General features: G+C 45.8%; 27 protein-coding genes and 1 pseudogene. 13 read left to right on the top strand and 15 right to left on the bottom strand.

Features of this window, described 5'->3' with window-relative positions:
- Window positions 1-75: 75 nt before the first annotated feature.
- The 4 genes from JGK07_RS23330 to JGK07_RS23315 form a co-directional block, all read right to left on the bottom strand.
- Entirely contained in the window at window positions 76-462 is a 387-nt protein-coding gene (locus JGK07_RS23330) for a hypothetical protein (protein WP_293242880.1), read from the bottom strand.
- Between the two features lie 276 nt (window positions 463-738).
- The gene (locus JGK07_RS23325; RefSeq protein WP_366053377.1) at window positions 739-1,011 is read right to left on the bottom strand and encodes a hypothetical protein; all 273 of its coding nucleotides are present in this window, start codon (window positions 1,009-1,011) and stop codon (window positions 739-741) included.
- Window positions 1,012-1,104: 93 nt separating this feature from the next.
- A complete protein-coding gene (locus JGK07_RS23320; RefSeq protein ID WP_293178597.1) occupies window positions 1,105-1,443 on the bottom strand; it encodes a DUF433 domain-containing protein in 339 nt (112 codons plus the stop codon).
- 104 nt (window positions 1,444-1,547) lie between these two features.
- Complete coding sequence (locus JGK07_RS23315; RefSeq protein ID WP_293178594.1) at window positions 1,548-2,405, bottom strand: leucine-rich repeat protein; 858 nt, start codon at window positions 2,403-2,405, stop codon at window positions 1,548-1,550.
- A 339-nt stretch (window positions 2,406-2,744) separates the two neighbouring features.
- On the opposite strand from JGK07_RS23315, the gene JGK07_RS23310 reads away from it, so the two are divergent.
- From JGK07_RS23310 to JGK07_RS23300, 3 genes are all read left to right on the top strand, one after another.
- Window positions 2,745-3,626, top strand: a complete 882-nt coding sequence (locus JGK07_RS23310) for an aspartoacylase (protein WP_293178591.1) — start codon at window positions 2,745-2,747, stop codon at window positions 3,624-3,626.
- A gap of 484 nt (window positions 3,627-4,110) precedes the next feature.
- Entirely contained in the window at window positions 4,111-5,241 is a 1,131-nt protein-coding gene (locus JGK07_RS23305) for a M23 family metallopeptidase (protein WP_293291062.1), read from the top strand.
- 128 nt (window positions 5,242-5,369) lie between these two features.
- On the top strand, window positions 5,370-5,981 hold the full coding sequence (locus JGK07_RS23300; RefSeq protein WP_293242876.1) for a hypothetical protein: 612 nt from the start codon (window positions 5,370-5,372) through the stop codon (window positions 5,979-5,981).
- A 183-nt stretch (window positions 5,982-6,164) separates the two neighbouring features.
- Here JGK07_RS23300 and JGK07_RS23295 read toward each other — a convergent pair whose 3' ends face one another.
- Window positions 6,165-6,398, bottom strand: a complete 234-nt coding sequence (locus JGK07_RS23295; protein WP_293153381.1) for a hypothetical protein — start codon at window positions 6,396-6,398, stop codon at window positions 6,165-6,167.
- A gap of 180 nt (window positions 6,399-6,578) precedes the next feature.
- Between JGK07_RS23295 and JGK07_RS23290 the strand changes: the two genes are divergently transcribed.
- Window positions 6,579-8,801 carry a flavin-dependent dehydrogenase gene (locus JGK07_RS23290; RefSeq protein WP_293189395.1) on the top strand — a complete coding sequence of 741 codons (2,223 nt, stop codon included), beginning with the start codon at window positions 6,579-6,581 and terminating at the stop codon, window positions 8,799-8,801.
- Between the two features lie 316 nt (window positions 8,802-9,117).
- Here JGK07_RS23290 and JGK07_RS23285 read toward each other — a convergent pair whose 3' ends face one another.
- The 3 genes from JGK07_RS23285 to JGK07_RS23275 all read right to left on the bottom strand — a co-directional run bounded on the left by JGK07_RS23285 (window position 9,118) and on the right by JGK07_RS23275 (window position 11,764).
- A complete protein-coding gene (locus JGK07_RS23285) occupies window positions 9,118-10,455 on the bottom strand; it encodes a hypothetical protein (protein ID WP_293178579.1) in 1,338 nt (445 codons plus the stop codon).
- A gap of 215 nt (window positions 10,456-10,670) precedes the next feature.
- The gene (locus JGK07_RS23280) at window positions 10,671-11,336 is read right to left on the bottom strand and encodes a (2Fe-2S) ferredoxin domain-containing protein (RefSeq protein ID WP_293178576.1); all 666 of its coding nucleotides are present in this window, start codon (window positions 11,334-11,336) and stop codon (window positions 10,671-10,673) included.
- A 182-nt stretch (window positions 11,337-11,518) separates the two neighbouring features.
- Entirely contained in the window at window positions 11,519-11,764 is a 246-nt protein-coding gene (locus tag JGK07_RS23275) for an Asr1405/Asl0597 family protein (RefSeq protein ID WP_293178573.1), read from the bottom strand.
- Between the two features lie 356 nt (window positions 11,765-12,120).
- Here JGK07_RS23275 and JGK07_RS23270 point away from each other — a divergent pair, with 356 nt between their 5' ends.
- Window positions 12,121-12,663, top strand: a complete 543-nt coding sequence (locus tag JGK07_RS23270; protein ID WP_293178570.1) for a Dps family protein — start codon at window positions 12,121-12,123, stop codon at window positions 12,661-12,663.
- Between the two features lie 324 nt (window positions 12,664-12,987).
- Here the strand turns inward: JGK07_RS23270 and chlP are convergent, their stop codons facing one another.
- A complete protein-coding gene (chlP, locus tag JGK07_RS23265) occupies window positions 12,988-14,208 on the bottom strand; it encodes a geranylgeranyl reductase (protein WP_293178567.1) in 1,221 nt (406 codons plus the stop codon).
- A 595-nt stretch (window positions 14,209-14,803) separates the two neighbouring features.
- On the opposite strand from chlP, the gene JGK07_RS23260 reads away from it, so the two are divergent.
- Together JGK07_RS23260 and JGK07_RS23255 are read left to right on the top strand one after the other, a co-directional pair.
- The gene (locus JGK07_RS23260; protein WP_293178564.1) at window positions 14,804-15,202 is read left to right on the top strand and encodes a hypothetical protein; all 399 of its coding nucleotides are present in this window, start codon (window positions 14,804-14,806) and stop codon (window positions 15,200-15,202) included.
- A 183-nt stretch (window positions 15,203-15,385) separates the two neighbouring features.
- The gene (locus JGK07_RS23255) at window positions 15,386-16,258 is read left to right on the top strand and encodes a serine protease (protein WP_293178561.1); all 873 of its coding nucleotides are present in this window, start codon (window positions 15,386-15,388) and stop codon (window positions 16,256-16,258) included.
- Window positions 16,259-16,471: 213 nt separating this feature from the next.
- On the opposite strand, the gene JGK07_RS23250 is transcribed toward JGK07_RS23255, so the two are convergent.
- Together JGK07_RS23250 and JGK07_RS23245 are read right to left on the bottom strand one after the other, a co-directional pair.
- The gene (locus tag JGK07_RS23250) at window positions 16,472-18,280 is read right to left on the bottom strand and encodes a tetratricopeptide repeat protein (protein WP_293178558.1); all 1,809 of its coding nucleotides are present in this window, start codon (window positions 18,278-18,280) and stop codon (window positions 16,472-16,474) included.
- A 339-nt stretch (window positions 18,281-18,619) separates the two neighbouring features.
- A complete protein-coding gene (locus tag JGK07_RS23245) occupies window positions 18,620-19,201 on the bottom strand; it encodes a COP23 domain-containing protein (RefSeq protein WP_293178555.1) in 582 nt (193 codons plus the stop codon).
- 106 nt (window positions 19,202-19,307) lie between these two features.
- Between JGK07_RS23245 and JGK07_RS23240 the strand changes: the two genes are divergently transcribed.
- Window positions 19,308-20,357 (top strand): serine/threonine-protein kinase, encoded by a 1,050-nt coding sequence (locus JGK07_RS23240; protein WP_293178552.1) that lies wholly within the window; start codon window positions 19,308-19,310, stop codon window positions 20,355-20,357.
- Between the two features lie 42 nt (window positions 20,358-20,399).
- Entirely contained in the window at window positions 20,400-20,621 is a 222-nt protein-coding gene (locus tag JGK07_RS23235) for a hypothetical protein (protein ID WP_293178549.1), read from the top strand.
- 58 nt (window positions 20,622-20,679) lie between these two features.
- On the opposite strand, the gene JGK07_RS23230 is transcribed toward JGK07_RS23235, so the two are convergent.
- From JGK07_RS23230 to JGK07_RS23220, 3 genes are all read right to left on the bottom strand, one after another.
- The gene (locus JGK07_RS23230) at window positions 20,680-21,105 is read right to left on the bottom strand and encodes a universal stress protein (RefSeq protein WP_293178603.1); all 426 of its coding nucleotides are present in this window, start codon (window positions 21,103-21,105) and stop codon (window positions 20,680-20,682) included.
- Between the two features lie 325 nt (window positions 21,106-21,430).
- Window positions 21,431-22,735 carry a histidinol dehydrogenase gene (gene hisD, locus JGK07_RS23225; protein ID WP_293178546.1) on the bottom strand — a complete coding sequence of 435 codons (1,305 nt, stop codon included), beginning with the start codon at window positions 22,733-22,735 and terminating at the stop codon, window positions 21,431-21,433.
- Between the two features lie 188 nt (window positions 22,736-22,923).
- The gene (locus JGK07_RS23220) at window positions 22,924-23,262 is read right to left on the bottom strand and encodes a hypothetical protein (RefSeq protein WP_293223895.1); all 339 of its coding nucleotides are present in this window, start codon (window positions 23,260-23,262) and stop codon (window positions 22,924-22,926) included.
- A 349-nt stretch (window positions 23,263-23,611) separates the two neighbouring features.
- On the opposite strand from JGK07_RS23220, the gene rpsT reads away from it, so the two are divergent.
- From rpsT to JGK07_RS23205, 3 genes are all read left to right on the top strand, one after another.
- Entirely contained in the window at window positions 23,612-23,911 is a 300-nt protein-coding gene (rpsT, locus tag JGK07_RS23215; protein WP_293178540.1) for a 30S ribosomal protein S20, read from the top strand.
- A 224-nt stretch (window positions 23,912-24,135) separates the two neighbouring features.
- Complete coding sequence (locus tag JGK07_RS23210) at window positions 24,136-24,915, top strand: TatD family hydrolase (protein WP_293178537.1); 780 nt, start codon at window positions 24,136-24,138, stop codon at window positions 24,913-24,915.
- A 31-nt stretch (window positions 24,916-24,946) separates the two neighbouring features.
- Window positions 24,947-25,156: a hypothetical protein gene (locus JGK07_RS23205; RefSeq protein WP_293178534.1), complete on the top strand. Its 210-nt coding sequence runs from the start codon at window positions 24,947-24,949 to the stop codon at window positions 25,154-25,156.
- Window positions 25,157-25,272: 116 nt separating this feature from the next.
- Here the strand turns inward: JGK07_RS23205 and JGK07_RS23200 are convergent, their stop codons facing one another.
- A complete protein-coding gene (locus JGK07_RS23200; RefSeq protein WP_293178531.1) occupies window positions 25,273-25,416 on the bottom strand; it encodes a hypothetical protein in 144 nt (47 codons plus the stop codon).
- A 102-nt stretch (window positions 25,417-25,518) separates the two neighbouring features.
- Between JGK07_RS23200 and JGK07_RS23195 the strand changes: the two are divergent.
- Window positions 25,519-26,002, top strand: a pseudogene (locus JGK07_RS23195) (DNA-directed RNA polymerase subunit beta); the annotation flags it as partial.

Below are 26,002 nucleotides of genomic sequence, written 5' to 3'. Positions count from 1 at the left end.
CGAAAAAAATGTGCCTCAAATTTTAAGACTGAGATGTGCGTATTTAAATAATGACATCAAGCTAGGTGTTTCTACTTAGTCAAAAAGTGGGATGCTCCCCAATTCTGGTATCGTTCCGAATGGATTGCAGCTAAGGTCAATCGATCGCAAATTTTCCAGCGATCGCAATTCCTCTGGTAGTGAGGTCAATTTATTGGTAATCGGCTGCGGAGTCCATTTACCATCAACTCCTCTCCATCTATTTACCTTCCCCAACACCAACGTCTCAAGCTGCGTGCACTTGCCAATCTCCGGCGGCAATTCCTCCAACCCCAACCCCGCCAAATCCAATTCTGTCTGGCCCTCATCAGCCGCTTTGTCGATTAACTGCAACAAGTGCGATCGCGTCATATCCTTTGTCTCCCCGTAGTCTTCATTTGATTGTGACAGGATTTTTTGGTTGGTGGGGAAAGAATCAACCACACGGCCCGAAAGAGGAGACGGCAGTGCCGTTTCCCTACCCGAAAATTATCGTAGGGAAACGGCATTGCCGTGTCCTGCTTGGCCTACGCATCACCACCCGTAGAAACCGGGTTTTTTCCCCATGTCTCTGGCTGTCACCAACAATTCTCGTAAAAACCCGGTTTCTGGCCACCCGCGACAATCTAAGAAACCGGGTTTTTTTGAGTTTCTGCGCTGTCACCAACAATTTTCGTAAAAACCCGGTTTCTGGCCACCCGCGCAAAATCTAAGTCCTCTTTATGTTAATGGGAGATGGACAATCCGATCTTGGTATTCGTTATCGAATGAACCATCAGCAATCAAAATTAATTCCTCAATATTTTGCCCAATACTTAAATCTGAGTTGAGAATGAAAATCCCTGGAATATGTCTGCCTTCAGCCATATGATCTGTTAGATGAACGGGCATTGACTTGCGGTTGTTCGTCACTAAAATAAAACGATTATCCTCACACCAAATCAAAATATCTGGATCGAGCGTACTTTTCGGAGGTGTACCAATGTCGCCCACTGCCCAAACTACTAAATCCGGGCGTTTCCGGCGAAGCTATGTCGCATAAATTGGCGTAACATTCTCATCCATCAAATATTTAAGCGCCATTTCTCAAGCACCCTGGATCGCAGTTTGCCTTTCCCGTTCAGCTTTCAATTTTCGCAATCTTTCCGCAGCCGGATGGGGATTTGCTGCTTGCATTTTTCGCTGCTGATGCGACCATTCTAACCAATCTTGTATGTATCGACTTACTGATTCCTTGTTAAGCAAATAATACAAAATAGTTGTGTAAACTTCTGCTAAAGTTAGAGAGGGATAGAGTTGCTGAATTTCTTCGGCGGTGCGTTCCCGATACAAATACTCATACAGCACCGTCTCAATCCCGATGCGATGTCCTTTAATCCGAATATCATCCGCTGCTAAGAAATCAAAATACTCATTCAGTCCCATATCTAAAATCCCTCTTTTAGCTATCTACTATTCTACTATTCGGTTTGATGAGAAACTATAATGCGATCGATTTCTGCGCGGTGGCGATCGCTCCAACCATCATATCAAATTTCCCCTAGAATCGGATTTCCCCGCAAATCGAGTTTTTCTAGATTCTCCATGCTGTCGATCGCCCTTGGGATTGCTGTAATCTGATTATCATTCAGGTAAAGCTGTCTCAGATTCGGCATTTGGGCGAGATTCTCAGGAATTTCTGTAATCTGATTGCTGCTGAGGTAAAGCTGTGACAGATTCGAGAGTTGGGCGAGATCCTCTGGAATTGCTGTAATCTGATTGTATCGGAGGTAAAGCTCTGTCAAATGCGACAATTGGGCTAGATCCTCTGGGATTACTGCAATCTGATTTTTACTGAGATTGAGCTGTGTCAAATTCGCTAATTTTCCTAGCGCCCCTGGGATGGCTGCAATCTGATTGTGCGTGAGGTAAAGCTTTGTCAAATTCGACAATTGGGCGAGAGAGTCGGGGATTTCGGTAATCTGATTATTATACAGGTCGAGGTCTGTCAGATTCGACAATTGGGCGAGAGAGTCGGGGATTTCGGTAATCTGATTGTAACTGAGATCGAGCAGTTTCAGCTTTGACAGTTTTCCGAGTGATTCTGGGATGACAGCAATCCGATTATTATAGAGGTCAAGGTCTGTCAGATTGGATAGTTGGGCGATAAAATCTGGGATAGCTGCAATCTGATTGTAACTTAAGTCAAGCACTGACAGATGAGAGAGTTGGCAGAGAATTTCTGGGATTTCTGTTAAGCCAATACCGCTTAAATCTAAACTTTCAAGTTGCGTACAGTTGGCAATCTCCGGTGGCAATTCCTGCAACTCTAATCCCGACAAATCAAGTTTTGTAATTTTTTTATCAGTAGCTAGATTAATTCGTCGTAGTGCTTCATCGCGCGTCATATCCTGAGTCTCCGCGTGTGTTTCCCCGCCATCTTGTTTCTATTCAGGCAGGAATTTGGAAGATCCGGAAAAATTGGCAAATTGAGATGAGCAACCGGGTTTCTATTATAAATAAACGTCCGCAATTGTCATTACGAGGCACGAAGCAATCGCCAAGACTAAGATTGCTTCGTTCGTCGCAATGACATATATCAGTTGTTTACGCAGGGAGCGAGAAACCGGGTTTTTATTAATCTTTGGTTAGGTGATGATAAATACGGAAAGAAACCCGGTTTCTGAGGTCTGTGTTACCAAGAGAACTGAAATGATGGTAGGCTTGGCATAGAAACTTGTTTGTTTATGAATCAAATTAAACGTGTTGCCATAGTGGGAGGAACCCACGGAAACGAACTCACAGGAGTATACCTTGTGAAGAAGTTCGATCGCGCGCCAGAGTTAATTGGGCGATCGACTTTTGAAACAATCGCCCTGCTAGCCAACCCCAAAGCCTGCGAAATTGGGAGACGCTACATCGATATCGACCTCAACCGCTGCTTTCGCCAGCAAGATTTAGAAAATCCCCACCTCTCCAGCTACGAAGCCCAGCGGGCGAAAGAGATATACCACATTTTTAGCTCAAAAAACACCGAGCAACAAAGCTTAATCATCGATTTGCACAGCACCACATCGAACATGGGGCTAACATTTATTCTCGCCAGCCAGCATCCCTTTAACCTGCAACTAGCAGCTTATTTAACCTCTATCTATCCGCACCTCAAGTTACTGGCTTCGCCAAGCAATCATCAAGATAGTCCTTTGTTGCGATCGATTTCTGAGTTAGGCGGTACGCTGGAAGTTGGCGCAGTCGCGCAAGGTGTTTTAGATGCGTCTTGGTTTCAGCAAACCGAGCAAGTTATCGGGACAATATTAGATTGCACAGAAGCCTACAATCTAGGCACAATGCCCGTTGTCAATAATTCCCTGACTATTTATCAAAGCATTCGGGCGATCGACTATCCGAGAAACAACTCTGGAGAAATTCAGGCAATGATTCATCCTCAGCTACAATCGAGAGATTATGAAGCATTGAATCCGGGCGATCCGATGTTTTTGACCTTTGAGGGCGAGTCGGTCTTGTATGAAGGTAAATCAATTGTTTATCCAATTTTTATTAACGAGGCGGCTTACTACGAAAAAGGAATTGCCATGTGTTTTACCCAAAAGCAAATTGTGGTTATGTAGCGTACATCAGGGCTGAATTTGGCAACCACTTACTCAATAATTTCCCCCTGACCAAGAATTTCAAAGGTGGTATAGCGGTTGTCAGAAAGATGAGGTACGTTGTTGGGCTTCAGCCCTCTTAGTCGAAGGGTTGTGTGGGCTGCCAGTCATACCTCATCTTTTTGAGAAAGGCTATATAAGCCCCCGGATTTATCCGTGGAATCAATCCCAAATCGAAAATCAAAAATCCTCTCTTCCCCCGGATTTATCCGTGGAATTAATCTAAAATCTAAAATCTAAAATCGATTGACGCACCGTAGCAATTACAATTATTAATTCCATAGAAATTATCGGTTATTTGCATAACTCCCCGCCGGAAATAGCCCTGCCGTTTCCCTACAGATGAAATCCTCTAAGCAATATTGTTCATAATTCGTATTGCCACAAATCTAGGAAACAAAAACACCCGATCGATCGTCGAGATTCCTGAGCAAGTATATTTTGAATGATTAATAGATTTTTCACTACCCACCTCAGCTTTACATCCCACCGGCGAATGATTTTACTATCAAAAAAACAGATTTCTACAATTTTGTTGACCGTGGGGTTGACAACTATTTCTAGCTGTGGTAATAACACGGGAGTTAATGCGCCGATCGCCCAAGCCAACTCGATCGCCCAACGCCTCGTCTCTTCAGCAGTCGCCCAACAGCCCAACAGCCCGAAATTCGGTCAGCCGATCGCCTGTACCCTAGGAAAAGACTGTTTTGTCATGCACTATTTCGATCGCGATCCAAGCCCTGGCGCCGTTGAATTCGGCTGCGGGCGACAAACCTACGACGGGCACGACGGCATAGATTTTGCCATTCCCGACGCCAAAGCAATGGCTAAAGGAGTCCCCGTTGTCGCCTCCGCTGCGGGGAAAGTTTTGCGAGTGCGAGATGGTGTAGTCGATCGGCGTTTGCAAAACCAGACAGACAAAACCAACGTCGCAGGTACAGAATGCGGCAACGGTATGGTAATCGATCACGGCAACGGCTGGGAAGCCCAATATTGCCACCTCCGCCAAAACAGCCTTGTTGTCAAACCGGGAATGCAGGTACAAAAAGGCACTGTTTTGGGCATGGTGGGCAACTCTGGCTTAGCCTCTTTCCCCCACGTACACATCACTTTTCGCTATCAAGGCAAGCCCGTAGATCCGTTTGTGGGGCCAGACGCGAAGTTAGGCTGCAACATTGCCCGCAATCCAATTTGGGACAAGCCGATCGACTATGTTTCTACCGGTTTAATTCGCGCCGGTTTTGCCCCCAAGCCGCCGGATGAGAATACTGTCTGGGCGGGACAATTTTCGGAAACTCAACTACCTGTCAACAGTCCGGTTTTATTGTTTTGGGTGCAGAGTTACGGAGTCCTCAAGGGCGATCGCGAACAATACAAAATCTTTGCACCCGATGGCAAAACAATCGTCAACGACACCAAGGAAATTCCAGCCTCCAACCGCACTTGGTTGCGTTATGTCGGCAAAAAAAACAGCACAAATTCTCCTTTGACTCCCGGAGTGTGGCGCGCAGAATATCGGTTGACGCGGGGCGATCGGGTTTTAGCAGAAGTTAAGCGAGAAGTTGAATTGCGTTAGTGGCTAAGCCTTATAAACTTTAATATCCCTTTATTTCTTAGTCCGCGGAGGCGGACATCGTTTGTGTAGATGCGGTTTCAACCGCCGACTTTTATTTAGATTTAGTTCCCGATCGCACTTTTAAAAGAATGTCATACAGTCAATTCATCAACCTAGAAATGATTGAAACCAACTTTGGCATCACCATTGCTGACAAAGTTGGTATTTTTGCCAATTTACCCAAATCCGAGTATAGCGACCTTCTCAGTCAAACCCTGCAAGAAAATATCTCTTTAGCTTTAGCAATTAATACCGAAAAAGCTCGCTCAGAATTAATTGTTACACCTATTTTAGTAAAACTGAGAAAGCAGTTTAAGTATCAAATTAGCTTGTTTTCAGGAAAAGAGTTTAATGTAGATTTAGAAAAAGGATTGACTGGTTTTTGTGATTTTCTAATTAGTCGTTCTCCAGAACAACTTTTAATTAAAGCCCCGGTTGTCGCCTTAGTAGAAGCTAAAAATGATGATATCCAAGCTGGATTGCCACAATGTATGGCAGAAATGATTGCAGCTCAAATTTTTAATGAAAGACGAAACAATAATATTTCCGAAATATATGGAGTGGTCACAACCGGAACAAACTGGAAATTTTTACGACTTAGCAATCAAATTATCGAAGTCGATTTAAATGATTATTTTATTGATAATATCAGTCAAATTATTGGCATATTAAAATACTTAATAAACGCAGCTAACCTGTGAAACTCAAACTATCTTGAAAGTCATCTGCGTTTATCTGCGTTTATCTGCGGTTTCCCCAATCAAAGATTTATGCCATAAGTCTATAATTTTTGCACGATCGCCAATTCTACCGGACAATGTAGCTGTCATCAGCTTATTGTCCCCGGCTCGATCGCACTGGCGAATGCTTCTGATTTTGACAATTTAGGGCAAATTTTCCCAAGCTTGAGCCACAATCTCACTCAGCCAGCGCCTTTGAGTCAAATCGAGCAGATTGTCGTCCGCCAGTACCTCAGCCTTTAACTCATCCAAAGACTGCGATCGCGATCGGGCAATCTGAACCACACCCACGATCGCAGATGCCACCAATTCTTCATTCAGCGGCTGCTGTCGCAAAGCAATCATTTCTTGAGGATTCGTAGGAATGGGATAATTCATGAAATTGCATACCGAAGAAAGTAGATATTCAGCCACTGCGGGGTTTCCAGCCAATTAGCTAAAAATCTGAGAACAATGTAAACTTATTTAAAACTAAATAAGTATTTGGGAGTATAGCCTACTTTGCTCCCTTGTCAACTCCCCCATCTTTATGAATTTATTGAGAATTGAGACATTAAAATGCAAGAAATTCTTTATTTAGAAGTCCCGACACCCGATACAGCAGCCGTCTGCACTTGGTTGCAACAGGAATTCGATCCCGGAATCGGAGAAAAAATTATTACTCCTGACGGTTTTCGCCTGCTTTCCAACGTAACAGCAGCCGAATTGGTCAAATCTGGATCTCAAAATGCTAATCTAAAACCGACATTCGCCTATAGCAATTCCGAAAACCGCAATTCGCGATCGACAGAACTTTCCACCTTTGTCTGGTCAGTCCAGCGCACAACTTATTTAAAAGTCTTTCGTATCGAAGACGCACCCGCTGGAGAAAGAAAGTTCCTGGAAACTTTGAATCTGGCTGTAAGAAACAAGTTTCCAGAGCTATACCCCCAACCCCCCGTTATAGACCTCTCCAAACAGTCAATTTTTGAAGCTCTTGCCCCCTATTACCCCCTTACCGTCAAATACTTCAAAAAAATGCCCAAAGGCGAATACGACCTCCAGCGCGTCTACTGGTGGGAGCAGCGCTGGCGTGAAGGTACTCGCAATCCTCAAGCGCCAAAGCAAGTAGTGTTTTTGAAGAAGGAAGAAGTCCGAGGGAAGTCGGAAGAAGGAAGAGGGAAGAGGGAAGAAGGCACAGTTTCGGTGTCGGATGTTGGGGATAGTTTTAAGGAAGAAGGAAGAGGGGAGAAGAAAGAAGGCACAGTTTCGGTGTCGGATGTTGGGGATACTGTTTACGACTTGATTTATATTGGCGGGGCGTTGGGGGTAATTCACGCCGCAGTCATGGCGAGATTGGGCTACCGAGTGCTGCTGCTGGAAAGAATGCCTTTCGGGCGGATGAATCGCGAGTGGAATATTTCGCGGGATGAAATTCAAAGCTTAATTGATTTGGGTTTGTTTACGGCTGCGGAAATCGAAACTTTGATTGCTAGAGAATACAAAGATGGCTATAACAAGTTTTTTGATGCTAACAATCCAACCGTTGCTCAAGCCCCAGTCTTGCACACGCCGAAGGTGCTGAATATAGCCTTAGATGGCGAAAAATTGCTGTATTTGGCGGGAGTTAAGCTAACAGAAGCTGGTGGGGAAATTTGGGACGAAACTGAATTTGTTAGAGCCGATGTTGAAGCAAAAAAAGTAGTGGTTCAAGCCAGCCACTTGCCGACAAAAGCCGATCGCACAACCTCCGCCCGACTGCTCGTGGATGCCATGGGTTCAGCTTCTCCCATCGCTTGGCAATTGAACGGAGGACGGGCGTTTGACAGCGTTTGCCCCACCGTCGGAGCTGCCATTGACGGAGGATTTGAGCCTGGAGTTTGGGATTCTGACTACGGGGATGTTCTCTACAGTCACGGCGACATCTCCCGGGGGCGCCAGCTCATTTGGGAACTGTTTCCCGCTGCTGGTGGAGAACTGACAGTTTATCTATTTCACTACCACCAAGTACATCCCGAAAATCCCGGTTCTTTGCTAGAACTGTACGAGGACTTTTTCGCTATTCTGCCGGAGTACCGTCGCTGCGATATCGACAAATTGGTGTGGAAAAAGCCGACTTTTGGTTATATTCCGGGGCATTTTAGCAGCAACAGCAGCGATCGCGCCGTGGCAGTCGATCGCCTAATTGCGATCGGCGATGCAGCATCTTTGCAATCTCCCTTAGTATTCACCGGTTTCGGCTCCCTCGTCCGCAATCTTTTCCGCTTAACTGACCTTTTGGATACAGCATTAAAACACGATTTATTAAGTGCCAATCACTTAAACCAAATTCGCGCTTACCAGAGCAATGTGTCAGTAACTTGGCTGTTTTCTAAAGGGATGATGGTTCCCACCGGCCGCAGTTTGCCGCCCCAGAGAATTAATTCAATTCTCAATACCTTCTTCGGCATTTTGGCAGGACAAGAACTCACCGTAGCCGAAACTTTTATCAAAGATAGAGTCGATTGGTTAACATTCAATCGATTGGCGATTGAAGCAGCCGGAAAAAATCCTTCTCTCCTGCTGTGGATTTTAGATTTTGTCACCTTGGGGGATGTTTGGCGCTGGTTGGGGAGTTACTTGACTTTTACTCTGTTGGCTTTAGCTAGTTGGCTGTTCGGATGGCTACCCAGTTTCGCCCGCAAGGTACAGCCTTGGTTGGAACCCAGATATCCGGGTGTTTGGCTGTGGCTGTTGGCTACCAGCTATGCTCTCACCTACGGCATGGGAAAGGGGAAAAAAGAGTTTTCAGTTGATAGCTGAGTGCGAGCGTTTCGCTGACGTTGAACACGCGAGGATCTCGCTGACGTTGAACACGCGAGCGAGACGCTCGCACTGCACTCGGAATAATATTTTTCCGGTCAAAACCCAAACGACGATCTGTCTTTTTGGTAATTGGTAAATTTGAGCAATTACCAATTACCAATTACCAATTACCATAAAGAATTGGTTTAAAGCCGGAACCCTGATCGGGAGAAATTAAAAGAAGACGATTGATTACTCCAATCCTCTTCCTTCTTTTGTCAACTATCAACTGTCAACTGTCAACTGTCAACTGTCAACTGTCAACTTGCGTTTGCTATCGAAAACTCGGCAATTCAATTTCAGCCAGCGATCGACGTTTTTTAGAAGCCCGCAACGGATTGGAAATCAAGGTCAGCCACTCGGGTTGTCCGGCTGCTGTAGGTTTGACCGCACTCGATCGCACTTCCTGAAGGCCAAAGGTTTCCACTGAATTCAAAATTTGAACCGCCTTAGCCAATTCTTGGCTGCCTAAGGTGGGCGCAGCAGTTTCTGGTTCAGGTTCAGGCTCAGCCGCCGGCAGTTGAGGTTCCGCAACCCCAAGGGGCGAGTTTGTTGCTGGCTCAAACGGCTGGTAGGTTTCGGTCTTCTGCAATTGAATGCCGGATGCTTGGGCTAATTTGTTAAGTTCCATATTTGCGATCGACTCAGGGTCGATCGCATATTCAGCAAGCGCTGCCTCTAGATGCTCTTCGGGATCTGACCAAGCTTGGACAGGGGCAGCGTTGAAGGCTGGTGGCAGGGGACTCTGAGAGCTTCTGACTGCCGCTAGCAAGGATTCTAATTGCTTGTGGGCGCTATCTTCCGCCTCGTCAGGTGGCTCAATAATTGGAGATTTCTGTGGCCTTTCCAGACTTTTTTCCAAAGCAGCTTTAAATTGCAGAGTGTGGCGCTGCTGGCGGTGCAAGCGCGATCGCAATTCCCTGCAAACATTTTCGGTAGCTACTAGCTGGTGAAACTGTTCGTTGTAGCGCTGCACAGTAGACGCACATTCTCGCTCCACAATCGCTAACCTGGTTTGGCTGGTTGTCAACTGACTGCTTAAACTTTCCACTAAAATTTCTTGACCTTGCAGAGTTTGATGGGAAACTTCCACTTTCCCAAACAGTCGCGTCAATTGTTCTTGAATGCTTTCTAGTTCAGCAGTCCGCTGTTCTAGTAACGTTTCGCGATTCTCCAATTTGTTGTGGGACTCTTCGAGGGCTGTTTCTAGCTGAGCGATTCGCTGCAAAAGGTCGCGGTTGCATTCGTGCAGCGCTTGCATGAGGGTAACTGGTGTCGATCCTTTGTTCTTAGCCTGTTCGGCATTCCCAAGCAGATTTTTGAGATTGTCTGAAATCACGGGCGATCCCACCTCTGGCGGCTGTGTCTGAGATGGCAAATTGTTCGGGGAGGGTGTTGTGGGAATTGCATCTACGCTGATCGCGTTGGGAAAATCTAGTGTTTGCCAGTCTTCTTCTGGCTGTTGGGGCACCGTTGCGGGAGTATCTGTCGGACGGGGGGCGATCGGCTCAAAACCCCCAGCAGCAGCAAAATTTGACTGCAATCCTTCGTTCTCGGATCGAACAGCAGGGTGGGGTTGGTGCTGACTGGCTCGAAGATCAGCTTCTGACATGGCTTTTTATCCCAATAGTCACAGGGTCTCAGATACAGTCTATCCTTATAGATTATCTAAAAGAAAGCCCCTAGTTATTGGTTATTGGTTATTGGTTATTGGTTATTGGTTATTGGGCAAGCAGGGCAAGCAGGGCAAGCAGGGCATTGGTCACAAGCAAAATTCTCCGATTGGGGACTCCGACATTCGGGCATTCCGAGATTTCCTGCGATCGGCTAAACTTTAACAACTGCAAAATGTTTGTCAACAATTGCTGGAACTTCTGCCGGTTTGATGCGACTGTAGCGAGTTTTGTCCGGCATCACCACTATATTTGGCCCTGCTTTGCACTGTTTGAGACATCCGGTTCCCTGAACAGTCACTTGCTCTTCTAAACCCCGTGCATTCAAAGCATTTTCTAAAGCTTTACAGACTGCTGCGCCGCCCCGCTTCTGGCAGTCAGATTTTTGACACACTAATATTTTGGTTTGAGTTTTTGCCGCAGCTTTGACAGTTTGAGCTGCTGTGGGAGTGGTGACTTCGGTTTTGCCGATCGCGCCAACGGATGTCAGTACCCCAGCAGGTACGCTGGTAGAGTCGAGGTGTTCGAGCGATCGATCGTTGTGGCCCCGAGCCAGAGTGAGGCTGTGAGCTTTCAGTTTTATTTTACCGTTTTTCAAATTGAGTTCTTTCTCACCTGCAACTTGAACTCTCAACCCAGGAGTCAAAACAGGCGCTAAAAATGACCGCAATTCCTTGGAAAGTTTAACAAGGTATTCTACTTTGCGATCGCTGCTAATACGCAAATATTTAAGTTTATAACCATCTTCAATAATCAGGCTGAGGATTTCTCCCTCTAGGCTGAATTCAGAAACTTGCTTGCCAGACTTATACATTGTCATAACTCCTGGGTTGACTGTTCGGTGAAAATTATCAAACTTGACAAGAAAACGTCGCCAGTGAAGGTATTTATGCGTTGAATCGCATCATTATTTTTACTTCTTCCGTCTTCCTTCTTCCGTCTTCCGTCTTCCTTCTTCCTTCTTCCTTCTTCCTTCTTCCTTCTTCCTTCTTCCTTCGGGCTTTATCCGATTTGCCAGCAGCACTCCAGCAACTGAACCAGTTCGCGCCGAGGGGCACTAACTTGCCTCAACACGCTCATTAGCTGAGCAGCTTGTCTGACAGTGTTGACTTTTGCCCGCAAAGGTTGGTCAACCGCACACCAGCAGGGGATTTCGAGTTCTTGCAAGCGTTTGTAAACTTGCCACCTGTCTAGCCAACTAACTTGCACAATCTCACAAACTTCTAACTCTCGATCGGCTGGATTCATCTTGTGACAACAATAATAATTTGCATTAATTTTTACCCGGACTGATAGCGAGCAGAAGTTAAAAGCCAGATTTCAGAAGAGAATCAAGGATTGTCAAAAGCCCTTTCTGAAAAATTTAGCCTTTTGCCTGCTGCTTTCTGCCTTCGGAGGATTCGCCCCACATTCAGGAAGCACTCAGAACGAGCATCTTTTTCCAGCATAACGCAACTGCTAATAATTCTCAATAGGTTTACAAAAAAATTTTCCTACTCTCGAAACTCTATCACTATGAAGCCAGACCCTGCTTGACTGCTAAATTTAGGATGCTAGACTAACTCTATTGGCAACAATCACTGCCTATTGAGAGGAAAACACTAATGGCCCAGATTCAGAGTGCATTGAGACCGTTTGGTCACATAGCTGAAAACCCAATTTTGTTAGAACATTCAGTCACAGCACCGATTTGTGAAGGAATGAACGCCCTGCTGGCGAGTTTTCAGGCTCTATACCTGCAATATCAAAAACATCATTTTGTCGTGGAAGGAGCAGAATTTTACTCCTTGCACAAATTCTTTGAAGAAAGCTACGGAGAAGCTCAAGATAGCGTCCACGAATTGGGCGAACGGTTGAACGGATTGGGCGGCATACCCGTAGCTAGCTTTAGCAAGTTAGCCGAGATGTGCTGTTTCGCTCCGGAAGCCGACGGCGTGTATTCGTGCCGCCAAATGCTGGAACACGATTTGACTGCCGAACAAGCTATAATCGGTTTGTTGCGCCGTCAAGCAGGACAAGCAGAAAGTTTGGGCGATCGAGCTACGCGCTACCTCTACGAAAAAATCCTGCTAAAAACAGAAGAGCGAGCTTACCACATTTCCCACTTCCTCGCCCCCGACACCTTAGTGCAATTGAACTTGAACTAACCCAAAAAAAGGACTGTCCCTAAATCGGAAAAAAGCTTAAAATCCCCTCCCAATTCAAAATTGGGAGGGGATTTCCGATTGAGCAGCTTATCTGTAGGGATACAGCACTGCTCATTCCTGTCAACTGAAGCCTGAAAGCCTTGATAAATCTCGCTGATCCCCGAGTCTCGATCCCCCTAAATCCCCCTTAAGAAGGGGGACTTTGAGAATATTCCTGTCCCCTCATCGCAGCGGAACTTTCAGAATACTCATGTCCCCCCCTTCTTAAGGGGGGCTAGGGGGGATCTCCGGATTATTATACAAAGTGTGATAACTCGCCAGAGATTAAGGCGCCAAAGCACTACCGCGCAACAAGCTACCAATGGTTTTCGCAGTAATCTTCATCTGAATCAAGGGATTAGCCGGTACTACAGTCTTATACAAGTAGCTATCGAATGTGAGTTTCTGCACATCGCGATCGGCACACATTTCCACAAAAGCTTCGCGAGTAGCATCGGAACGGTAGAACACGCGCTGCAAAATGTCAAGCACTTTGTAGGTAATACCGTAAGCCTTATCCCAGCGCTTCAGATACAGCTTAATTTCTTGTTCAGTCGGAATCCGCGCGCCCTTATTGGAAATTTCCACAATAGTTTCAGCGCACATCCGGCCAGACTTAGCCGCAAAATAGATACCTTCGCCCGAAGACTTGGTAACATAACCAGCAGCGTCGCCTACGAGAGCAACTCGGCCGACAACCCGGCGGGGACGCGGATGTTCTGGGATGGGGTGAGCTTCCACTTTAATGATCTCACCGCCCATGAGTTTTTTGGCAGCGCGGGCGCGGACTCCGGCTTGCAGCTTTTTGATATCAGCTTGATTGACTTTCATCGTGCCGGTACCGACGGCTACGTGGTCGTATTTGGGGAACACCCAGGCGTAGAAGTCGGTGGAAACGTCGTCGCCGACGTACATTTCGGCTAGACCTTCGTAGTAAGCCATTTTATCTTCTGGGAGGCGGATGCGCTCTTGGAAGGCGATCGCATAATTGTAGTCACCAGCATCAATCGCCTTTGCTACGCGGGAGTTAGCGCCGTCAGCCCCGATTACCAAATCCACTTTCAGGGTTTTCTGAGTTCCCACAGCGGTGCCGTTGGAGTGGTCGGCGTAGTGGAGAATGTAGGGGTCGGTGTTGTTGCCTGGAATTTCTAAGGTGTGAACAGTACCGTTAATCAGTTTGGCACCTAAGGAAGCAGCCCGATCGCGCAAAAAGCCATCGAGGACTTCGCGGCGGCACATACCGATGTATTCGTGTTCGTTTTCGATGTTGATATCCACCTCTACATTGGAGGGGGAAATCATTTTCATTTTTCTGACTTGGCGATCGATAATACTTTGTGGCAAGTCAAATTCTTCAACCATGCACAGAGGAATTGCCCCACCGCAGGGTTTAGCGTTGTCTAATTTGCGTTCAAATAAATAAGTTTCGATGCCTGCTTTTACCAATGTTTCGGCGGCGCAAGAACCCGCTGGCCCCGATCCAACAACTGCAACCCGTAGTGTCAAAGCTTTTCTCCCAATTTTTTCTATAAGTCTTTACCAGTCAGATGTGATGGTATCACGGAGTTTCTCTGCTGTGGGGTGAGAATGGGAGATTTAAATGAAATGCAACAGAGCTTAACAATTGGATACAAAAATGGGGTTTTTGATGCTGGTTTCTATGGCAAATCTTAAATTTTTCATGGTAGATGAATGGGGATGGACGCTAATGTGCGATCGAATTAAATACAGTGCGATCGAATTAAATACAGATGCAGACGGCGGTTGAAACCGCTCCTACACAAACGATGTCCGCCTCCACGGACTGAAGAAAACAACGTAATTTTCAACGTCGGTTCTTCAACCCGCGGAGGCGGGTTTTGTTTGTAACGATGTCCGCCTCCGCGGAATGAAGAAAACAACGTAATTTTCACCGTCGGTTCTTCAACCCGCGGAGGCGGGTTTTGTTTGTGTAGACGCGGTTTCAACCGCCGTATGTATTTTGCCATCGTGTGCCGGCCCCGATATCTCGACTGAAAACTGTACGTGGGGGCGATCGAACTCCATGCAATTACGTTACATTTAAGTTAAGTAAAGCTCCTATATAAAATTTCAAATTGCTATGCTAGGTAATTTTCAACAAAGCCAACTGCGGATTGAGGTTGAAGCTTCGGAGACTGCGATTCGGGACAGTTTGGTGCGTCCGGTGCAGTTGCAGCAGTGGCTGTGGCCTCAGCAGTTTTCTCAGGGTTTACCGGAAATGCTCGATCGGGAATTGACATTCACAAGTTGGATAGGCCCGGTAGCAGTGCAGCACTATGTGGAGATTGCAGAGTCAAATTGTCTGCGGCTGTTGTTGAGTCAGGGAATTGACGGGTTTCACGAGTGGTATTGGGGCGACGGTTGGGTGCAGTCTCGGTTGGAGGGAGTGTCGCTGCTACCACTGAATTTGGGACAAACTGCTAGTTTGTTGCGGCTGCGGGAGTTTTTGACTGGGAAGGGGAAGGGGAAGGGGAAGTAGGGGAAACAAGTGCATTAAACTCGAAGTCCGCCAGGGGTTAAAAACCCCTGTCTAATAGCGAAAGTCCTCTAAAGAGGACTCATGAGTTCTTCAGTCCTCGACCGAGGACTTTCGCTTTGAGGCAGGGGTTTCAACCCTTGCCGGACTGCGGATTTAACGCGGTTATTGACACCGACTGGAAACATGAAATACGAACCAGCAAAACCTGTAAATTGGTGGGATTTTATACCAATGTTACTACTATTAACTGCCACATTAAATACTTTATCTCGACCAACGCCAGAGCATTTTTTAGCACCATCTCCGGCTATTTTCCAACAAGTTAACCAGCAAGTTTCAGAAATTGCAAATCTTGTGACTGTCAGAATTATATCTGATTCTGTGTCCGGTTCTGGCGTAATTATTCAGCATCAAAACCAAACTTATACTATTTTGACTAACAATCATGTGGTAGCTGATAATCAGGACAAAACTTATCAAGTATTGACAGCAGACGGACAGACGCATATTGCTAAATGGCTTCGTTCGTCTCAGTTTGGTAAAGTAGATTTAGCTTTAGTGCAGTTTACCACTTCTCAATCCTATCGAGTTGCGGAAATCGGAAACTCAAATAAGCTATCGGTGGGAGATGCGGTTTATGCTGCGGGTTTTCCGAATTGGCATTGGATTAATTCAGAGTCTATAGAGAAGACTCGGAATTGGGGGCTAAAAGCTTTTAAGTTAACGAGTGGGAAAGTGGGAATGTTGCCGGCTCAATCCCTTGAGAGTGGATACCAACTTGGTTACACTAATGATATTGCCGAGGGGATGAGTGGCGGGCCTGTATTGGATATTTCTGGTAAGTTGGTGGGGATTAATGGCAAATCGAAATATCCTTTGGGTGGAATTGATGTGTTTAAGTTTGCTGATGGGAGTTTGCCTTCGGTGGCGGTTTTTCAGCGGATGGAATCTTTGAGTTGGGCGATTCCGATTGATACTTTTCAGCAGGTGAGTCATCAAGATGAGAAATCGGATTTTTTCTTAGGTTTTTCGCTGCTGAACTTAGGTTTTTTCTGAGCAACATTATCCGTAGGGTGCGTCGCGATCGACAATCTTCAAAAAAGAGCGACAATCTCACAGCGACGCACCTTACACAATCATTAAATAAACCAGCCCCAAAATTGTTGTGTAACAATATTTTTTATAAATGGTATTAGGTTTTTCGCTGCTAAATTTAGGTTGTTTCTAAGAAATCGGGTGTTTTTGCGTAAGTCCTATCTCAGGTTGTCGCTACTGTGCTGATAATTTTTGAATCCTGTTGATAGCATCTTGGTAATCACTGGTTTTTCCTTGTTGCTTGTACAAGTCAGCGGCTTTTTCATAATCTGCGATCGCATTTTGTGTATCCTGTAGGGCAGACTTTGCACTACCCCGATTGTAGTAGGCATTAGCATGGTTGGAATTAATTTTAATAGCCTGGTCATAATCTGTGATCGCATCTTCATTTTTCCCTTGACCATACTTGGCTATACCCCGACCGACGTAGGCATCAGCATAGTTAGAATTAAGGTCGATCGCCTTAGAGTAATCCGCGATCGCCTCTTTGTTTTCCCCTAGGTCAGACTTGACATTACCCCGACCAAGGTAGGCATAGACATGGTTGGGATTAAGCTTGATAGCCTGGTTATAATCGGCAATTGCCTTTTGTTTGTTTTCTAAGTTACGGTATGCTCTACCTCGACTGTAGTAAGCATCAGCATAGTTGGGATTAATCTTAATAACTTGCTCATAATCTGCGATTGCCTTCTGTTTATCCCCTAACTCATAGTTCGCATTACCCCGATTGAGGTAGGCATCAGCATAATTAGGATTAATCTTAATAGCATCGGTATAATCGGCGATCGCCTTCTGTTTCTCTCCTAAGTCAGAGTTGGCAAGAGCCCGATTAAAATAGGCATCGGCATTGTTGGGATTAATCTTAATACTCTGATCGTAATCAGCCAAAGCCTTCTGTTTTTCTCCTAAATCATAGTAGGCACGACCGCGATTAAAATAGGCATCAGCATAGTTAGGATTAATCTTAATAGCCTGTTCATAATCATTAAAAGCCTTCTGTTTCTCTCCTAGGTCATAGTACGCACTACCTCGACTCAAGTAAGCATAAGCTAAATTTGGATTAAGCTTAATTGCCTGATCGTAATCAGTGAGCGCTTGAGCTTTGTTTCCTAATTCATAGTTAACATTGCCCCGATTTTTATAAGCAAGTGCATAATTAGGATCGATTTTGATTGCCTTATCAAAATCAGCAAAAGACTTTTTTTTCTCTCCTAATTCATAATAAGTTACACCTCGATTACAGTAAGCATAAGCGTACTGAGAATTAAGTGATATCGCCTTAGAAAAATCAGCTATAGCACCCTTATAATCTTCTTGCTGTTTACGAGCAACCCCTTGATTGTAATAGTCCTCAGCATCATTAAGTTGACTACCTTTAGCTTTGAAACTGTTAGGGTCTAAAAAAAGCTTAATCGGAATCCCAAATTTCCATTTCGGATCCATTCCGTCTTGCCGATCTCCGCTGGCATGAATGCCAATAACTTCCCCTTTTTGATTCAGCACTGGTCCACCACTCATTCCAGGGCTTGTCTCATTATTATACCTCCAGCCAAACCCTTGAATTTCCAAAGGTTTTGACACCAAACCGATAATTATACCAGGAATTACTACCATTTTGCGTTCTTTTATTACTTGGCTGGCTCCCGGTGCCCCAGCAACAGAAACGCTAGTACCCTCCATAGCTTTATCTGAGTCTCCCCACTTCGCCAATTTGTAAGATTTGTCACTCACAAATGTCAACACTGCCAAATCCATGCCAGCTACAGGTACGCTTGCATCTGATGCTAATGCTTTATATGAGATGCCATCCGGTGTCAAAATCAAACAAGTTCCCTTCGCCTTCTTAACCACATGATGAGCCGTGAGAACAGAGTAAGTATTGCCATCTTTTTTGAACATTACTCCTGAACCAGCCGTACTGCATCCATCAATTGTAACAGCTATTTCTTTGGCTGTTTTAGCTACTTCTTCACCAGAAGACAAACCAGAACCCAAAATTTTCGGAAAACTTTCACACCCACCAATTATTAAACCGAGAACTATAACAATAGATAATCTACGCAACACAATCATATCTCTGAATAATTATTTCAAGTTTTGTTTCTTATGTAGCACAATTAGTAAGCTGCGTCAGTTGGTTAAACCATAATTTTTCGTACTAACCTTAAAACTGACGCACTCTACATAGTAGGTTTCCCGAAATCTTGTGCGTATTCGCGGAGCAGGGGGCAATTTCTTGGAACCAAAATCATGATTTATTATCCTCAATTTTCGCCCACCAAATGCTTCACCCGTACAAGTTATAATTCTCCTTAGATTGCCCTACTTTATTGCCAAGTTGCTACCTACTAAATTTATCAATAAAATAGAAGAAGAATTAGCATTTTCAGAAACGGTGACACCAGTAGCCTTGCCCTCATTAAATCTCAAAATTTTTTCCAAGGCTTCGTGAGGGTTTTTGGAATTCTTGTCACTGAGAGTAAATAGCATATTTTTAGAAGTACATTCTGTGCTTGACTTATCAAGAACACAAACAACGTTTTGATTATTTACAAAACCCACTGTTAATTGCACATCATCTAATTTACCACCACTATCAGCAACAGCTTTTGTCAGTTTTTCTGAGACTATTTCACAGCGTTTATCGGGCGTATAGTTTCCCCCAAATTCTGTGGTATCCCAGGTAATTAGAGGGGCTTTAGTAGTTATATTTCCTTTTTCCACAGTAGTTGCCCAGCCACTCCCTTGCTGAATACACTTAAAGACTGTAGGTGGCTCATTAGCTTCTGCCTGGGGAGTCGGAGCGGGAGCAGAAGCTGTCGTCGTCGAACAAGCCGCCGCGCCAAACAAAGTCAAAACGGCAGCCAGAATTTGCGGAATCAAGCGATGCGCTTTTGTAGTCATAGCCTTTGCAGTAAATTTGAATAAAAACGCTTTCTTGACGGTTTCAAGAACTAAGCCGAATTGTATCCGAGTGTGTGAGAATTATAAAAAATATTATGACATAAAAATGATTGTAGGACAAACTCTTAACCGACGTTATCACATAATCCGTTTTTTGGGTCAAGGTGGATTTGGCGAGACATACCTAGCCGAGGATCGAGATCGACCTAACTATCCGCCCTGTGTCGTCAAGAGATTGATGCCCCAGTCCAATGAACGATCTGTTTTGGACATAGCCAAACGCCTGTTTGCAAGCGAGTCTCTAGTATTGGAGAACTTAGGGAAGCACGATCGCATTCCGCGGCTATTGGCTAAATTCGACGAAAACCAAGAATTTTATCTCGTCCAAGAGTTGATTGTGGGACACGATTTGAGCGACGAATTGAACCCCCATCACCAAATGGGAGCAAGGGGAGTTCAGTTCAGTGAAAGTAAAGTCATTGAATTGTTGTATGATATTTTAGAAGTATTGCAATTTGTCCATCAACACAAAATTGTCCACCGGGATATCAAGCCCTCCAATTTAATGAGGCGCGATGCGGATGGGAAGATTGTCTTGATTGACTTTGGGGCAGTCAAACAAATCAGCAGCCAATTGAACCATGCTACAGGGCAACCGCGAACAGTTCCCATTGGCACTCCCGGATATATGCCCAACGAACAAGAAAATGGGCATCCCAAATTGTGCAGCGATATCTATGCAGTAGGAATGGTAGGTATCCAAGCACTGACGGGGGTATTTCCTCACGAGTTGCCAAAAGACTCGCAGACGTTAGAAGTTATTTGGAGGGACAGAGTATCAGTCAGCCCAAAATTAGCAGCTATTTTAGATAAAATGGTGCGACACCAATGGAAACAGCGGTACCAATCAGCCGATCAAGCATTACAAGCTATTAAACCTCTAGCAGTATCTTCAGTATCTCCGACAGTGGCTTCCCCTGCTCCCAGTTGGCCTTCACTCAATTTATCAAAGATACCAAAAATGTTAATAGGTTTAGTTGCTTTAGGATTTGTGACTCTCACCGTCATCTTTGTAGTCCAAAATTATCCCCAATTTATGAGGATACAACCATATCCGCAGCCAACTGCGACCCCAAGGAAGAAAGGGATATTTTAAAGTCCAAAAACGCAAATTTTATCAAGTTACAAAATTAACATTATGAGTGGAAACAGAATTGACTGGAATTTAGTCGTGGGTATTACCGGACTCTTAATCACCTTTGTTGCTGCTATTCCCACGGTTTATATCTTTCAGGACAAAAGATTTTTCTGGGAAAGCGCTAAAGCAGAGCAGCAAATTCAACAACAACAGAATATTCAAGCTAAGCCAGAGACGGTGAAAGTCCGTCGAGATTTCGGGTTGGGATTTAAAAGTCGTTAACCAGGGCGAAAAATCACAAATTAGCAAAGTGAATTTCGTGGGGTCATGTCAATTCCCCCTACCTAGCCCGCACAACCAACACCGAACAAGGAGCCTCAGCCACAACCTCAGCACTCACCGAACCCTCCAAAATCCGCTTCAAACCAGTCAAACCCCGACAGCCGATCGCAATTAAATCCGCTTTATAAATATTCGCCAAACGCAAAATCTCCTCGGCCGGTTCCCCCGCCACAATCTCCAACTCACTCTGGCAAGGCAACATTTCCTGATAAGATTGCAACAACTTCTCTACTTCTCGATAAGCAATCTCATTTCCCTGAGCGTGAGGTCGATCGACCACCGCATCAAAATCCAGCGTATCAGAACTCACAACATGAACTAAAATCACCTTCGCCGTAGGTTCTAGTTTAAACTGCCCCACAGCTTGCAAAACCTGTGCTGCAAACTCAGAATTGTCGATCGCCACCAAAAGAGTATCCAATATAATGCACCTTTAAATCTCAGATATTAGACTTTAAACTTCTCATTGATAGTCGCCTACTTTCCACAATTTAGCGCTTCCCACCAACAGCATCATTACTACACAGAAACCCGGTTTCTTAACATAATTGCGTCATTTACGCAAGATAAGCTGTCCTACATTTAAATTGTATGTCAAAAATCACTTAAAAACTCTTGTGGGATGGGCTTCTAGCCCGTCCCGAATATACAATTTAAATGTGCAACAGCTTATTGAAAGAAACCGGGTTTCTTAAGCCCGAAGTGCGTAAATCTCGATCGCCAACCTCAACTCTACCATCTAAAACTCATCACCCTCCCTCATTTTCAGTCCGCAAGCGCACCGAATCGGCATGAGAAGGTAAACCCTCAGCTTCCGCCAACACATTAATCGCCCTACCCACCTTCTTCAGTGCAGCCGGCGAATATTGAATCAAACTCGAATGCTTCATAAAAGTTTCCACTCCCAGTGGGGAAGCATAGCGCGGAGCACCAGATGTCGGTAAAGTATGATTCGGGCCAGCCAAATAATCGCCCACAGCTTCGGGTGTTGAACAGCCCAGGAAAATCGCCCCAGCGTGCCGAATTTGGTCGAGCAGGGCCCAGGGATCTGCCACCTGCAATTCCAAGTGTTCGGGAGCAAACTCGTTAGACAGTTCCGCCGCCGCCTTCAGGGACTCAACTACTACAACTAAACCGTAATTGGCGATCGCCTTTTCCGTCAAAGTCCGGCGCGGGTGATTTACCAATTGTCTGTCAACTTCAGCCACCACCTTTCTAGCCAACACCGAATCCGCCGTCAGCAAAATCGCCGACGCCATCGAATCGTGTTCAGCTTGAGCCAACATATCCGCAGCCACGTGTACGGGATTCGCCGTAGCATCAGCAATAATCAGCACCTCCGACGGCCCCGCCAGAGAATCGATCCCGACTGTTCCGTAAACCAGTTTTTTCGCCAGCGTGACGTAAATATTCCCCGGCCCGGTGATTAAATCTACCTTGGGAATACTTTCGGTACCGTAGGCCAAAGCTGCGATCGCCTGGGCCCCGCCAACCCGATAAATCTCATCAACTCCCGCCTCCTGAGCCGCTACCAGCACCGCAGGATTCATTTTCTTCTCCTGTCCGGGGGGAGTACACATCACCAGTTTCGGCACCTTGGCGACCTTCGCAGGCACCGCATTCATGATCACCGAGCTGGGATAGGACGCCTGACCGCCAGGGATGTAAATTCCCGCGCGATCGACTGGCGTGTAGCGCTTACCCAAAACAATCTCGTCATCACCAAACTGCACCCAAGATTTGGGCACACGCTGTCGGTGAAACGCCTCTACCTGTTTACAAGCAAGCCGGATCGCATTTAATAATTCTTTCGATATTTGCTGATAAGCAGCATCCAATTCGGCGCCACTCACGCGCAAATCTGTCGCATTTAGGGTGATGCGGTCAAATTCAGCAGTATATTGCAGCACAGCCTGATCGCCTTTGCGTCTTACAGCTTGCAGCACCTCGCGCACGGTGGCTTCTTTGTGAATAACAAGTTCGTCGTGGGTGCGATCGCAGATTCGTCGCAGTTCAGCTTGCGCCTCAACCCACTGAGTAATAATTCGCAGCATGGAGATTAGGAATGCCGTCAATAATTCACTAACATTTGCTTGACAATTGGGGATTTTTGTGGCTATCTCCTGGACAAGTCAGCCACCACCAGCCCACAAGCTTAAACCGCGAGACTCGCGGGAGTTTCTAAGGCTTCAGTGCAGCGTTATAAATCTCTGTCGATGATTTTGCAACACTGAGAGCTTTTCTAGAAATTGCTCGCCAGAGAATCGGGTGCGGAGGGAGAGGGGGAGAGGGGGAGAGGGGAGAGGGGGGAGAGGGGGGAGAGGGGGAGAGGGGGAGAGGGGGAGAGGGGGAGAGGGAAAAATCTTCTGCCCTTTTCCTTCTGCCCTTTTCCTTCTTCCTTCTGCCCTTTTCCTTCTTCCTTCTTCCTTCTTCCTTCTTCCCTCTTCCTTCGACGAAGCCCAAATAACCCGTACTCTTTGTTATAGCTTAACTTGGATTTTTCAGGGAATGGGATTTTGAGCCGAATCGATGCTATATTAGTTTTTTCGACACCTGATAATTTTTTATAAAAAAACGCCAAGTTATTGTATACTTGAAAATTGCGCGCAATAAACCGTGAATTTAACTCGTGACGGTGGAAACCCCGCAAGACGCCTCGATCGCACCCTTGTCATACCTTTGGGTATCGTCAGAGGTAAAAAAAAAGGCAGTTAAATGAGTCAATTAAAAATTATTGCGCGATCGCCCTTGAAAAAGTAGCCCCAGGCTCAGCTTGAATCCGATCGATCGGCTCATGGCTGACTCAGCTTTAAAAAAATCAAGCTTTTTGTGGCTCCCACCCGAAAAGATTGTCCCTCAAAATCTCCGTGTCTTGAGACTATCTTGAGACTATGATGTATCAATCAATACCTACTTCCACAAACTGAACTATGGCAAATATTAAGTCCGCCGTCAAACGAGTCAAAATCGCCGAGCGCAACCGCTTGTACAACAAGTCGTACAAGTCAGCGGTAAAAACTTTGATGAAAAAGTATTTTGCAGCCGTCGATAAATACGCCGCATCTCCGACACCAGAATTAATGCAAGAAGTCCAGCAGCGGATGTCTGAGGCCTACAGCAAAATAGACAAAGCTGTGAAAAAAGGTGTACTGCACCGCAACAACGGCGCTCGCAAAAAGTCCCGCTTGGCAAGAACCATCAAGCCACACGAAACACAAGTAGCATCCTAAGACAGAAGAAGGAAGAAGGAAGAAGGAAGAAGGAAGAAGGAAGAAGGAAAAAAGCAGCAGGAAGTAAGAAGGAAGAAGAAGAAAAAGTAGCAGGAAGAAGGAAGAGAGAAGATTTTCCCCCTCTCCCCCTCTCCCCCCTCTCCCACTCTCCCCCTCTCCCCCTCTCCCACTCCCCCCCTCTCCCACTCTCCCCCTCGTCTACTCTCTCACTCTCCCATTCCCCCATGCAGCTCATCGATACTCACGTTCATATCAACTTTCAGACTTTCAAGTCGGAGTTAGAAGCCATTCGAGAACGCTGGCGCGAAGCTGGTGTAGTTCGATTGGTTCATTCTTGTGTAGAACCCGAAGAGTTTGCTGGAATTCAAGCAATTGCCAATCAGTTTGCAGAAGTCTCTTTTGCGGTGGGGCTTCATCCCCTAGATGCCGCCAAGTGGAAAGACGAAACTGCAAGCCTGATTAGGGAATTAGCAAGTTCTGACTCTCGGGTAGTGGCGATCGGCGAAACTGGACTAGACTTTTTTAAGGCTGACGATCGCGAACACCAGTTTAAAGTGTTTGAGGCACAGCTTGAAATTGCCCAGGAACTTGACAAACCAGTGATTATTCACTGTCGCGACGCCGCCGCCCCAATGGCCGAAATGCTGCGGAACTTTTGGGAAAGACGCGGCCCAGTACGCGGGGTGATGCACTGCTGGGGAGGCACGCCCGAAGAAACCCAGTGGTTTTTAGACCTGGGTTTCTACATCAGTTTTAGCGGCACAGTCACCTTTAAAAAAGCCTTGCAAATACAAGAATCAGCTTGTATGGTAAATAGCGATCGCATCCTAGTCGAGACAGATTGTCCTTTTCTCGCGCCCGTACCCCAGCGGGGAAAACGCAACGAACCAGCTTACGTCTACTACGTAGCCGAGCAAGTTGCTAAATTGAGAGGAGTTTCTCTCTTGACTTTGTCCCAGCAGACAACCGAAAATGCCTGTCAGCTATTCGGGTTGTCACTTTAGCTACTAGCGCATAGAGAAACGAGGAAAACAGGTGGAGTTCGGGGGAAAAGATAGGAAAAATCCCATCTATATCCTGATACAAAAACCGGATTCATCCTTAATCTCAGATTCTTTGGGAGTTGCCGTAGTGCGATCGGATTTGCGTCCTATAATAATAAAAAGAACCGACCGATCGGGCGATCGCTTGCTTGCGGGCGCCGTCGCAGTCGCCGAACTGCTAGCTTGGGCGAGGGCGCGCTAATCTTCCGGACAGACAAAAACGTCAAGCAATACCTCAAACTTACACTCAATTTTACACATTACAAGCAACTTGGAACCTCAGCAATTTGGCAATAGCTGTAAAGTCAATTTTAGGAGTCAAATGTGTAAGGGATTTACCCTGGAGTACCAAGAGATCGGAGCTAAAAGAATCTCGATCGCAGCCAGAACCCGCACAAAAATAATGCGAGCAACCAATAAAAACAACCGTTGCAGCAGTTGGTAGGCGATCGAAAACATCATATAAATTCTCTCACACAATCCATCAAAAAAACGCAACAAGGTAAAAACGCCAAGCCTTGGCGCCATGTAAAAAGCTAGAGCCACTGCGGAAAAAGGACACCCATGACGACTAAAGATTACACAGAATTCGCCTTCACCTTGCCCGACCTGATCGAAATCCAGCGGGCAAGTTTTCGCTGGTTCCTAGAAGCCGGACTGATTGAAGAACTAGACAGCTTCTCCCCGATTACAGACTACACGGGAAAGCTGGAACTCCACTTCATCGGCAAAGACTTCAAACTCAAGCGCCCAAAATACGATGTAGACGAAGCTAAGCGCCGGGACAGCACCTACTCGGTGCAAATGTACGTCCCCACCCGCTTGATTAACAAAGAAACAGGCGAAATCAAAGAGCAAGAAGTCTTCATCGGCGATTTGCCTTTGATGACCGAACGCGGCACTTTCATCATCAACGGTGCGGAACGAGTCATCGTCAACCAAATCGTCCGATCGCCCGGCGTATACTACAAATCAGAAACCGACAAAAACGGCCGCCGTTCCTACAACGCCAGTCTCATCCCCAACCGAGGCGCGTGGCTGAAATTTG

Source organism: Microcoleus sp. PH2017_24_DOB_U_A (assembly GCF_020738205.1).
Classification (GTDB): domain Bacteria; phylum Cyanobacteriota; class Cyanobacteriia; order Cyanobacteriales; family Microcoleaceae; genus Microcoleus.
The sequence above is the reverse complement of the archived record's forward strand: the minus strand, read 5'-3'. Positions and strand labels throughout refer to the sequence as shown.

Bases quoted from the DNA above. Each gene is read 5' to 3' on its own strand.
- JGK07_RS23200 (WP_293178531.1), bottom strand. From the start codon at position 25,416: ATGATGTTTTCGATCGCCTACCAACTGCTGCAACGGTTGTTTTTATTG.
- JGK07_RS23295 (WP_293153381.1), bottom strand. From the start codon at position 6,398: ATGAATTATCCCATTCCTACGAATCCTCAAGAAATGATTGCTTTGCGA.
- JGK07_RS23310 (WP_293178591.1), top strand. From the start codon at position 2,745: ATGAATCAAATTAAACGTGTTGCCATAGTGGGAGGAACCCACGGAAAC.
- JGK07_RS23235 (WP_293178549.1), top strand. From the start codon at position 20,400: ATGAGTGGAAACAGAATTGACTGGAATTTAGTCGTGGGTATTACCGGA.
- JGK07_RS23240 (WP_293178552.1), top strand. From the start codon at position 19,308: ATGATTGTAGGACAAACTCTTAACCGACGTTATCACATAATCCGTTTT.
- JGK07_RS23300 (WP_293242876.1), top strand. From the start codon at position 5,370: ATGTCATACAGTCAATTCATCAACCTAGAAATGATTGAAACCAACTTT.
- JGK07_RS23245 (WP_293178555.1), bottom strand. From the start codon at position 19,201: ATGACTACAAAAGCGCATCGCTTGATTCCGCAAATTCTGGCTGCCGTT.
- hisD (WP_293178546.1), bottom strand. From the start codon at position 22,735: ATGCTGCGAATTATTACTCAGTGGGTTGAGGCGCAAGCTGAACTGCGA.
- JGK07_RS23280 (WP_293178576.1), bottom strand. From the start codon at position 11,336: ATGACAATGTATAAGTCTGGCAAGCAAGTTTCTGAATTCAGCCTAGAG.
- JGK07_RS23275 (WP_293178573.1), bottom strand. From the start codon at position 11,764: ATGAATCCAGCCGATCGAGAGTTAGAAGTTTGTGAGATTGTGCAAGTT.
- JGK07_RS23305 (WP_293291062.1), top strand. From the start codon at position 4,111: ATGATTAATAGATTTTTCACTACCCACCTCAGCTTTACATCCCACCGG.
- JGK07_RS23320 (WP_293178597.1), bottom strand. From the start codon at position 1,443: ATGGGACTGAATGAGTATTTTGATTTCTTAGCAGCGGATGATATTCGG.
- JGK07_RS23260 (WP_293178564.1), top strand. From the start codon at position 14,804: ATGCTAGGTAATTTTCAACAAAGCCAACTGCGGATTGAGGTTGAAGCT.
- rpsT (WP_293178540.1), top strand. From the start codon at position 23,612: ATGGCAAATATTAAGTCCGCCGTCAAACGAGTCAAAATCGCCGAGCGC.
- JGK07_RS23285 (WP_293178579.1), bottom strand. From the start codon at position 10,455: ATGTCAGAAGCTGATCTTCGAGCCAGTCAGCACCAACCCCACCCTGCT.
- JGK07_RS23270 (WP_293178570.1), top strand. From the start codon at position 12,121: ATGGCCCAGATTCAGAGTGCATTGAGACCGTTTGGTCACATAGCTGAA.
- JGK07_RS23210 (WP_293178537.1), top strand. From the start codon at position 24,136: ATGCAGCTCATCGATACTCACGTTCATATCAACTTTCAGACTTTCAAG.
- JGK07_RS23290 (WP_293189395.1), top strand. From the start codon at position 6,579: ATGCAAGAAATTCTTTATTTAGAAGTCCCGACACCCGATACAGCAGCC.
- JGK07_RS23255 (WP_293178561.1), top strand. From the start codon at position 15,386: ATGAAATACGAACCAGCAAAACCTGTAAATTGGTGGGATTTTATACCA.
- JGK07_RS23315 (WP_293178594.1), bottom strand. From the start codon at position 2,405: ATGACGCGCGATGAAGCACTACGACGAATTAATCTAGCTACTGATAAA.